Below are 2,195 nucleotides of genomic sequence, written 5' to 3' on the forward strand. Positions count from 1 at the left end.
GGGGCCCCCCCCCACCGCGGGGGGCCTAATCCCCTCCCCCCCCTTTGTTTTTTTGGGGGGGTGTTCGGGCGCGGCCCTGGGTGGGGCCGGTGCCTGGGAAACTCCCGGGGCCCGGCCTCACAGAGGCCGGCTACAGGAAGCCATCAACCAGACTTAGTCTGACTCCACTTCTCCCCGGTTCGGGGTGTCCGGTGGGTCCGGTTCGGAGCCTCTCAATGCGCGTGCTGATTACGGGCGGGTACGGGTTCATCGGGGCGTGGATCGCCCGCAACCTCCTGGCCCGCGGCGACCAGGTCTGGGTGTTCGACCTCCGGGAGGACGCCCGCCGGCTGCGGCTCGTGCTCCCCGAGAGCGAGGTCAAGAAGGTCACGTTCGTCCCCGGCGACGTCACCGACCTTCCCGCACTCAAGAAGGCGATCGAAGCCTTCGGCATCACCCACGTCATCCACCTCGCCGGGCTCCAGGTGCCGACGTGCCGGGCCGACCCGATGCTCGGCGCGAAGGTGAACGTGCTCGGCACCCTCGCCGTGTTCGAGGCGGTCAAGGCCGCCGGCGCGCAGGTGCAGCGGCTCGTGTACGCCAGCTCCGCGGCCGTGTTCGGCGGGCCGGACAAGTACCCGGCCGGCGCGCTCGGCGACGACGTGCTGCTGACCCCGAGCACCCACTACGGCATCTTCAAGTGCTGCAACGAGGGGAACGCCCGGATCTACTTCCAGGACAACGGCATCTCGAGCGTGGGCCTGCGGCCCTGGACCGTGTACGGCGTGGGCCGCGACCTGGGCATGACCAGCGAGCCGACCAAGGCGATCAAGGCCGTGATGCTCGGCCGCCCGTACCACATCAACTTCGGCGGGTGGACCGACTTCCAGTACGTCGACGACGTGGCCAAGACGTTCGTTCACAGTCTGGAGCGGCCGTACACCGGCGCGAAGAGCTACAACCTCCGTGGCGCGGTCGTCACCGTGGCCGACTTCGTCAAGGCGCTCTGCGGGGTCCTGCCCGACGCGGCAAGGCTGGTCACCGTGGGCACGACGCAGATCGCCATCGCCTACGACCTGAGCGACGCGGGGATCGAGCGGGACCTCGGGCCGATGCCGAAGACCCCGCTGGCGGCCGGCATCCGCGAGACGGTCGAGATCTTCAAGCAGCTCCACGCCGAGGGCCGGCTCGACACGAGCGACCTCGACGCGCCGAAGGCCGCCCCGGTTACCGTGGCCGACGAACCGTGAGAGTGAGTACCGATCGAGACGGACCGGTTCCGGTGGCACAGGCCTCGGGCCGCTCGGTTCAGTCGTTCGCCTCACGCGGGCCGCCGCGGAGGGCGGCCCCGACAAGCCAAGAACGAATACTCCGGTAGGGGCCGCCCTCCGTGGCGGCCCGCCAGCCACTGCCTGCGGATCCCAGGAGGATTCCCGCACAGGCCAGAGGCCTGTGCCACCGGAACTGGGCATTACCCACCCTGCCGGCCTTTCGGTTCGCCGCGAGTCACCCACGCTCCCCGGAATCGCCCGAAGCACTCAAGCCCGCGGGGTTTCCCCCGCGGGCTTTGTCACCGTTGCAACGAATGTACGGCCCGTTTGTACGGATTCTGTGAAGTGGTAAGAGTTGCAACCCCTCCGCGGCACGATCAAGATTACACGGCCCGAATCGGAACGCACGATCGCCTACGATTCCCAGGGCGCGGCGCGATTTCGGAGGTGATTCGGCGCGAGTGGCACGGTGGCTGCTTAAGGGTAGATCACGAACGAACCAAACCGAAACGAAACCGCAAAGGATACAAACATGACCCCGAACACCACCGCCGCCACGGTTGCCGCCGCCGCCCAGACCGCCGCCGTCACGCCGGCCACGATGACGAAGGACGAGGTCAAGAAGATGCTCCGCGACGCGGCCTTCGTGCTGCACATGACCCGCCGGGTGAAGGCCGAGATCCTGGCCGACCGCCCCGCGACCAAGGACACCGCCCGCAAGGTGCCCGACCTGACCGCCGGCCTCGGCGTGTGATCGATCCCCCCGCCCCCTCGGTTCCCCACTCCCCCAAAAAGGAAAGACGCTCCGGATTCCCCCCGGAGCGTCTTCGCGTTTCCCGACGGTGCGGCCCCACTCATACCAAGTCCGATGGAACCGGAACCGTGGCGGGCGGGTCCGAGCCCGAGCGCCGAGCGAGGGTCAACGTGAACCCTCGCTCGGCGCTC

General features: G+C 68.6%; 2 protein-coding genes. Both read left to right on the forward strand.

What is annotated here, in order from left to right; translation table 11 throughout:
* The first annotated feature begins 215 nt into the window (after nucleotides 1–215).
* Nucleotides 216–1,229: an NAD-dependent epimerase/dehydratase family protein gene (locus ACTIGN_RS18695; RefSeq protein ID WP_439626563.1), complete on the forward strand. Its 1,014-nt coding sequence runs from the start codon at nucleotides 216–218 to the stop codon at nucleotides 1,227–1,229.
* A gap of 553 nt (nucleotides 1,230–1,782) precedes the next feature.
* Entirely contained in the window at nucleotides 1,783–2,004 is a 222-nt protein-coding gene (locus tag ACTIGN_RS18700) for a hypothetical protein (RefSeq protein ID WP_439626565.1), read from the forward strand.
* Nucleotides 2,005–2,195: the final 191 nt, after the last annotated feature.

This window comes from Gemmata sp. (assembly GCF_051859125.1).
In the GTDB taxonomy this organism is placed as follows: domain Bacteria; phylum Planctomycetota; class Planctomycetia; order Gemmatales; family Gemmataceae; genus Gemmata.

What these genes read in the sequence shown, in the direction of transcription:
- ACTIGN_RS18695 (WP_439626563.1), top strand. Translation starts at nt 216, where the DNA reads ATGCGCGTGCTGATTACGGGCGGGTACGGGTTCATCGGGGCGTGGATC.
- ACTIGN_RS18700 (WP_439626565.1), top strand. Translation starts at nt 1,783, where the DNA reads ATGACCCCGAACACCACCGCCGCCACGGTTGCCGCCGCCGCCCAGACC.